This window comes from Micromonospora endophytica (genome assembly GCF_003236305.1).
In the GTDB taxonomy this organism is placed as follows: domain Bacteria; phylum Actinomycetota; class Actinomycetes; order Mycobacteriales; family Micromonosporaceae; genus Micromonospora; species Micromonospora endophytica.
The window spans coordinates 21,023-27,752 of the sequence record NZ_POTX01000061.1 but is presented as its reverse complement, the minus strand read 5'-3'; the positions used below and the strand labels follow the sequence as shown (position 1 = coordinate 27,752).

Annotated in this window: 6 protein-coding genes; 4 read left to right on the top strand and 2 right to left on the bottom strand. The window is 72.3% G+C overall.

The genetic code is table 11. The features are described from left to right. Window positions 1-5: 5 nt before the first annotated feature. Complete coding sequence (locus tag C1I93_RS11910; protein ID WP_013732051.1) at window positions 6-692, bottom strand: IclR family transcriptional regulator; 687 nt, start codon at window positions 690-692, stop codon at window positions 6-8. Between the two features lie 49 nt (window positions 693-741). Between C1I93_RS11910 and leuC the strand changes: the two genes are divergently transcribed. The 4 genes from leuC (at window position 742) to C1I93_RS11890 (ending at window position 5,721) form a co-directional block, all read left to right on the top strand. Then, window positions 742-2,184 carry a 3-isopropylmalate dehydratase large subunit gene (gene leuC, locus C1I93_RS11905; protein WP_111243327.1) on the top strand — a complete coding sequence of 481 codons (1,443 nt, stop codon included), beginning with the start codon at window positions 742-744 and terminating at the stop codon, window positions 2,182-2,184. A gap of 14 nt (window positions 2,185-2,198) precedes the next feature. Beyond that, on the top strand, window positions 2,199-2,786 hold the full coding sequence (gene leuD / locus C1I93_RS11900; RefSeq protein WP_111243326.1) for a 3-isopropylmalate dehydratase small subunit: 588 nt from the start codon (window positions 2,199-2,201) through the stop codon (window positions 2,784-2,786). A gap of 172 nt (window positions 2,787-2,958) precedes the next feature. Beyond that, window positions 2,959-3,597, top strand: coding sequence for an HU family DNA-binding protein (locus tag C1I93_RS11895; protein ID WP_111243325.1), 639 nt, complete (start codon window positions 2,959-2,961; stop codon window positions 3,595-3,597). Window positions 3,598-3,711: 114 nt separating this feature from the next. After that, window positions 3,712-5,721 carry an endonuclease/exonuclease/phosphatase family protein gene (locus C1I93_RS11890; RefSeq protein WP_111243324.1) on the top strand — a complete coding sequence of 670 codons (2,010 nt, stop codon included), beginning with the start codon at window positions 3,712-3,714 and terminating at the stop codon, window positions 5,719-5,721. 130 nt (window positions 5,722-5,851) lie between these two features. Here C1I93_RS11890 and C1I93_RS11885 read toward each other — a convergent pair whose 3' ends face one another. Further along, window positions 5,852-6,724 (bottom strand): NUDIX hydrolase, encoded by an 873-nt coding sequence (locus C1I93_RS11885; protein ID WP_111243323.1) that lies wholly within the window; start codon window positions 6,722-6,724, stop codon window positions 5,852-5,854. Window positions 6,725-6,730 lie beyond the last annotated feature (6 nt).

The following is a 6,730-nucleotide window of genomic DNA, read 5'->3' as shown; positions in this document are numbered from 1 at the left end:
GGGGGTTAGAGGCCGGAGAGGCGTTGGCCGGCGCGGACTACGGCCATGGCGTGGCGTTCGCCGGGGCGGCGGCCCAGGCGTTCGATGGGGCCGGAGATGCTGATCGCGGCGATGACCCGGCCGGTGCGGTCGCGGATGGGGGCGGAGACGCTCGCCACACCGGGCTCGCGTTCGGCGACGCTCTGCGCCCAGCCGCGGCGGCGTACCTCGGCCAGGGTGCGGCCGGTGAACTTCGAGCGGGGCAGCAGCGGCATCACCGCCTCGGGCGGCTCCCAGGCGAGCAGGATCTGCGCCGCCGATCCGGCGGTCATCGGCAGCACCGAGCCCACCGGGACCGTGTCGCGCAGGCCACTGGCGCGTTCGGCGGCGGCCACGCAGATCCGTTCGTCGGCCCGCCGCAGATAGAGCTGGGCGCTCTCGCCGGTGGCGTCGCGCAGCGCGGCAAGCAGCGGCTCGGCCGCTGTCAGCAGCACGTCCGGCGCCGCGTTGGCCAGCTCGCCCAGGCGGGGACCGGGACGCCAGCGGCCCTGGGTGTCCCGGACCAGCATCCGATGGATCTCCAGCGCCTGCGCCAGCCGGTGCGCGGTGGCCCGGGGCAGCTTGGTGCGTTCAACGAGTTCGGCCAGGCTGGCGCCGTCGACACAGGCGGCCAGGATGACCACCGCCTTGTCGAGAACGCCGACACCGCTCATACTGTGTCCCACAAGCCGAAATTTACCTCCCAGAATTTAGGATGTCCAGATGGTGGGAGTCACTCAACCGAGGACCCTGGCCGAGAAGGTCTGGGACGCGCACGTGGTCCACTCCGCCGCCGGCGAGCCGGACCTGCTCTTCATCGACCTGCACCTGCTGCACGAGGTGACCAGCCCGCAGGCGTTCGACGGGCTACGGCTCGCCGGCCGCCGGGTGCGCCGTACCGACCTCACGCTCGCGACCGAGGACCACAACACCCCGACCGGGTACGCCGATCCCTCGTTCCGGCAGCGCCGTGGTGACCTGCTCACCATCGCCGACCCCACCTCCCGCACGCAGATCGAGACGCTGCGCCGCAACTGCGCCGAGTTCGGCGTGAAGCTGCACCCGCTGGGCGACGAGAACCAGGGCATCGTGCACGTCATCGGGCCGCAGCTCGGGCTCACCCAGCCCGGCATGACGATCGTCTGCGGCGACTCGCACACCGCCACCCACGGCGCGTTCGGTGCGTTGGCGTTCGGCATCGGCACCAGTGAGGTCGAACACGTCCTGGCCACCCAGACGCTGCCGCAGGCGCGGCCGAAGACCATGGCGGTCACCGTCAACGGCACGCTCGGCCCCGGCGTCACCGCGAAGGACCTGGTGCTCGCGCTGATCACCAAGGTCGGCACCGGCGGCGGGCGCGGGCACATCGTGGAGTACCGCGGCGAGGCGATCCGGGCGCTGTCCATGGAAGGGCGGATGACCGTTGCCAACATGTCCATCGAGTGGGGTGCCAAGGCCGGCATGATCGCTCCGGACGAGACCACCTTCGCGTACCTCAAGGGGCGGCCGAACGCGCCGGCCGGCGCGGACTGGGACGCGGCGGTCGCGTACTGGCGGACCCTGCCCACCGACGAGGGCGCGACCTTCGACGCCGAGGTGGTCCTCGACGCCGCAGAGATCACGCCCTTCGTCACCTGGGGCACCAACCCCGGTCAGGGCGCACCGTTGGGCGCGGTGGTGCCGGATCCGGAGGAGTTCGTCACCGAGCCGGAGCGGGCGGCTGCCCGGCGTGCCCTGGACTACATGGACCTGCGGCCCGGCACGCCACTGCGGGACCTCTCCGTCGACGTGGTCTTCGTCGGCTCCTGCACCAACGGCCGGCTGGAGGACCTGCGCGCCGCCGCCGACGTGCTGCGCGGCCACCAGGTCGCCGACGGCATCCGCATGCTCGTCGTGCCCGGCTCCGCCGCGGTACGCGAGGCGGCCGAGGCCGAAGGGCTGGACAAGGTCTTCACCGACGCCGGTGCCGAGTGGCGCTTCGCGGGCTGCTCCATGTGCCTGGGCATGAACCCGGACACGCTCTCCCCGGGGCAGCGCGCCGCCTCCACCTCCAACCGCAACTTCGAGGGCCGCCAGGGTCGCGGTGGGCGTACCCACCTGGTGAGTCCGCCGGTGGCCGCCGCCACCGCCGTCGTCGGCCGGCTGGCCGCCCCCGCCGACCTGTAGAAGGGCTGCGAGACATGGACAAGTTCACGGTGCACACCGGCACCGCCCTGCCGCTGCGTCGGTCCGACGTGGACACCGACCAGATCATCCCGGCCGTGTACCTCAAGCGGGTGACCCGTACCGGTTTCGCAGACGGGTTGTTCAGCGCGTGGCGCGAGGATCCGGGATTCGTTCTCAACGATGAATCCTATTCGGGTGCGTCGATTCTCGTGGCCGGGCCGGAGTTCGGCACCGGGTCGTCCCGGGAACACGCCGTGTGGGCCCTGCGCGACTACGGGTTCCGGGTGGTGATCTCGCCGCGATTCGGTGACATCTTCCGCGGCAACGCGCTCAAGGAAGGTCTCCTGCCGGTCGAGCTGGAATTGAAAGCCGTCGAGGAGATCTGGCGCACCGTCGAGGCGAACCCGGCCACAGCGGTCACCGTCGACCTGACCGCCCGCGAGGTCCGGGTCGACACCGCGACGTGGTCGTTCCCGATGGACGACTTCAGCCGTTGGCGGCTGATGGAGGGCTTGGACGACATTGGACTCACCCTCCGGCACGCCGATCGGATCGCCGCCTTCGAGGCCGACCGGCCAGCCTTCCTGCCCCGGGTCGCCTAGCCGTTCGCCCGGCCGCACAGCCGAATTCGCCCCCACCGGTGCCACCGGTGGGGGCGAATCCGTTACGACACAAGGGCTTTTTTCCACGGAATGTTTGTGTCCGGGCAGCACAGGGCATACGGTGCGCGCAGAATGGCTCGCGTCGAGTCAGTTGCACAATCAGGAGGAAGTCGTGAACAAGGCCGAGCTCATCGAGGCGCTCGCCGTTCGCCTGGGGGACCGGAAGACGGCGACGGCCGCGCTCGACGCGGTCCTCGCTGAGGTCCAGGCGGCGGTCACCAAGGGCGAAAAAGTGGCGATCACCGGTTTCGGAGCGTTCGAGAAGCGCGTACGGGGTGCGCGAACAGCGCGCAACCCGCGCACGGGGGAGGCGGTGAAGGTCAAGAAGACCTCCGTACCGACCTTCCGCCCGGGTGCCGGGTTCAAGGAGATGGTGGCCAGCGGCAAGGTGCCGAAGGCCACGGCGGCGGCGAAGAAGGCCGTTGCGACCACCGCCAAGAGCACTGGCGCCAAGGCAACCGGCACCAAGGCCACAGGTGCCAAGGCGACCGCGGCGGCGAAGAAGACCGCTGCGGGCACGAAGGCGACCGCGGCGGCGAAGAAGACGACCACGGCGAAGACCGCGGCGGCCAAGAAGACCACCGCTACCAAGGCCACCAAGACCACGGCGGCCAAGAAGACCGCGACGAAGAAGGCCGCGCCGGCGAAGAAGACCGCCGCGACCAAGGCCACCGCGGCCAAGAAGACCGCGACGGCGAAGAAGGCCCCGGCGAAGAAGGCGCCGGCCAGGAAGGCGGCGACTCGGCGCTGAGCCGGTCGTACGACGAGGGCGTCCACCGACACGGTGGGCGCCCTTGGCGTTGGGGCAGCGTTGACCGCAACGGCTTGCGGCACCCAGAATCGCGGCACACATCCCTTCGGCGGAATGAGCACCGTGCCGCGTCACCGTCACCTCGGTACCGCCACCCTGGCGCTGGGCCTCGTCGTCCTGACGGACGTGCTGCGGGTCTTCCTGCCCTCGGTCATCACCATCTTCGGACAGGCCGCGTCGACACCCGCCGAGTTGCTCGGCGCGTTCGCGCTCGGCTGGTTCGTGCTGGCGCTCGCCGCGCCGGCGCTTCTCCGATGGCTGGGTGCCGGACCGGTCGGGCTGGCGTCGGCAGTGGTGCTGGGTGCCGCCCGGCTGGCCCTCACCGCCGCTCCCGGCGGCCGTACGCAACTCTGGCTGGCCACCGCCGGTCTGCTCGCCGGCCTGGTGTGGCTGGCCGCCACCGCGGCCCGGGTGACCCGGGCGGTGCCGGGACTGGCGTTCGGGCTGACCGCCGGCGGGCTGGGTCACGCCCTGTTCGGCACGTACGACCTGGTCTGGTGGCAGCAGTGGGAAGCCTGGGCGGTGAGCGTCGGGTTGGTGGCGCTGCTGTTGCTGGCGGAGGTCGCCGGCGTCCGTGGCACCGGCGAGGTACAGCCGGCCGGCGTCGCTGGCGCGGCCGGGGTACAGCCGGCCGGCGTCGCTGGCGCGGCCGGGGTACAGCCGGCCGGCGTCGCTGGCGCGGGCGGGGCGGGACCGGGCGGCCAGACGTGGCTGCTCGCCGGGCCCGCACTGCTGCTCGCCGGCATGCTCGCGCTGTCACCGGCGGTCGCCGGCACCGCCATGTCGTTCTGGTCCGGCTCCGCCGGTACCGCAGGCCCGCCACTGTTCGCCCTGGCGCCGCTGAGCCTGGCGGCGGCACTCTTCCTGATCGGCGCGCTGACCCCGCCCGCCCGTCGGTGGCGTCCGCTGCCACCGGCACTGCTCCTGGTGGGCACCGTGCTGTTCGGGTACGGCTCGCCGACGCTACTGGCGGTCGCGATGGTGCTCACCGCGGCGGGCCTGGGCGGATGCCTCGCCCTGGCCGAGGAGGCACCGACAACAGTCGGTGCTTGCGGGCGCGCGGCCACCCGCCGGGCGTACGCGGCGGTCGGCGGAATGGTCGCCTTCGCCGTCGCGACGGTGCTCTACTACGCCGCCTACGACATCGGCTACCCCAACGGCGCGATACCCGTCCTGGTGGCCGTGCTGGTCGGCCTCATCGCGCTGGGCCGGTTCCGGACGGCTCCGGTGCCGTCTCCGGAGGCTGTGGCAACCATCTCGACCGAGGTGCGGCTGGTGTCGGCGACGATGGCCGCCGTCGTCGCTCTCGCCGCCGCGTGGGCGCACGGACCGTGGTTGGTGGCGAGCAACCGGGAAGGGCCACCAGCACAGGTACGTCTGGTGGCGTACAACATCCGGATGGGCTTCGGCATGGACGGCCGGTTCGACCTGGCGGCCCTCGAAGCCGCGATCGGCCGCGCCGACGTGGTGGTGCTCAGCGAGGTCGACCGGGGCTGGCTGCTCAACGGCGGCCACGACACGCTGCACCTGCTCGCCGACCGGCTACAGATGCCCTACGTCTTCGCGCCGGCTGCCGGCGCGCTCTGGGGCGACGCGGTGCTCAGCCACTGGCCGGTGCGACAGGCGCGGACCCGCCCGCTGCCCGCCGTGGGCGCGCCCACCGGGGCACAGGCGCTCGGCGTCACCGTCGACTTCAGCGAGGGCGTACGGCTGGCCGTGGTGAGCACCCATCTGCAACCCCCGCCCGGTGCGGATCCGGTGGTCCAGGCCCGCGCTGTCGCGGAATTCGCCACCGGGTACGCCGACGGTGCCCCGCTTGTGGTCGCCGGAGATTTCAACACCGAGCCGGGTGACGCGGCGTTCACCACCTTCGCGGGCGCCGGTCTGCGTGACGCGCTCGCGTCGGCACGCCCGCTGCCCACCAGCCCGGCCGACGATCCGCGCGCGCAGATCGACCACATCTTCGTCTCGCCGGAGCTGACCGCCACCGATCCCGTCGCGGTACCGAGCACCGCCAGCGACCACCTGCCGGTCGCCGTCACCCTCACCCTCCCCACCAACTGACCGCAACCCGATTCGCCCTGCGCTGCCGTGGCATTACCGGGCCTTCACCGCTTGCCCGCCACCCCCTCACCCACACCCTAATGAGTTCTGGGAGTTGGTCGGTGGGTGCGGAGTTGGCTGCTCGGCACGTTCAGAGGCGGTCGGCGGCGAGGAGGCGGTCGCCGGCGAAGGCGAGCAGCCAGCCGCCGCCCTTGCCGGTGCGGAAGTCGCCGGAGCGTCCGGCGAGCCGTTCCAGCGCGCCCGGGATCACCTTGCCCTGGCTGCACACCGCCACCGCCTCACCGGCTGCGGCCAGCGTGGCCAGCCGCCCGGCGGCGGCCAGCACGCACTCGTCGGGTTGCTGGCCGGCGAGTGGCTCGTCCAGGTCACCGCTGACCTCGATCGGCAGGTCGAGCGTTGCGGCGGCCGGGTCCAGGGTCTGCACGCACCGGCGCGGCGAGGCGGAAACCAACCGGGCCGGGCGGATCAGCGCGATCAGCGGCGCCAGAGCGTACGCCTCGGACCAGCCGCGGGCGTCCAACGGGCGTCCCGTATCCGGGCCGGACCAGGCCAGCCGCTTGCCGGCGTGCCCGTGCCGGACCAGCACCATGGTGGTGGTGACGGTGGGCAGCGCGGCGAAGGCGCCCAGCACCTCCACGTCGTGCGGATAACTGACCAGCGCCAGCGCGTCGTCGACGTCCAGCCAGCGCAGATCGTCCACCTCGGTGTCGGGCTGGAACCCACCGGTGCCCACCGCTCGCATGGACCAGTAGTCGACAGTCTTGAGCTGGCCCTCGCTGCGGTACCGCACGCTGGGCAACCGGACCTGCGGCACCGCTTGGGCGTCGGCCTCCTCGGCCACCTCCCGTGCGGCGGCGAGCAGCGGATGCTCGCCCGCTTCCAGCTTGCCTTTCGGCAACGTCCAGTCCCCGTAGCGGGGCCGGTGCACCACGCACACCTGGACGCCCCCGTCCAGCACCGGCCGCCACACCACGCCACCGGCGGCCCGGATCCCCTCGACCATCTGCCC

Coding starts and splice junctions, on each gene's coding strand:
- C1I93_RS11890 (WP_111243324.1), top strand. CDS start 3,712: ATGAGCACCGTGCCGCGTCACCGTCACCTCGGTACCGCCACCCTGGCG.
- leuD (WP_111243326.1), top strand. CDS start 2,199: ATGGACAAGTTCACGGTGCACACCGGCACCGCCCTGCCGCTGCGTCGG.
- C1I93_RS11885 (WP_111243323.1), bottom strand. CDS start 6,724: ATGGTCGAGGGGATCCGGGCCGCCGGTGGCGTGGTGTGGCGGCCGGTG.
- C1I93_RS11910 (WP_013732051.1), bottom strand. CDS start 692: ATGAGCGGTGTCGGCGTTCTCGACAAGGCGGTGGTCATCCTGGCCGCC.
- leuC (WP_111243327.1), top strand. CDS start 742: ATGGTGGGAGTCACTCAACCGAGGACCCTGGCCGAGAAGGTCTGGGAC.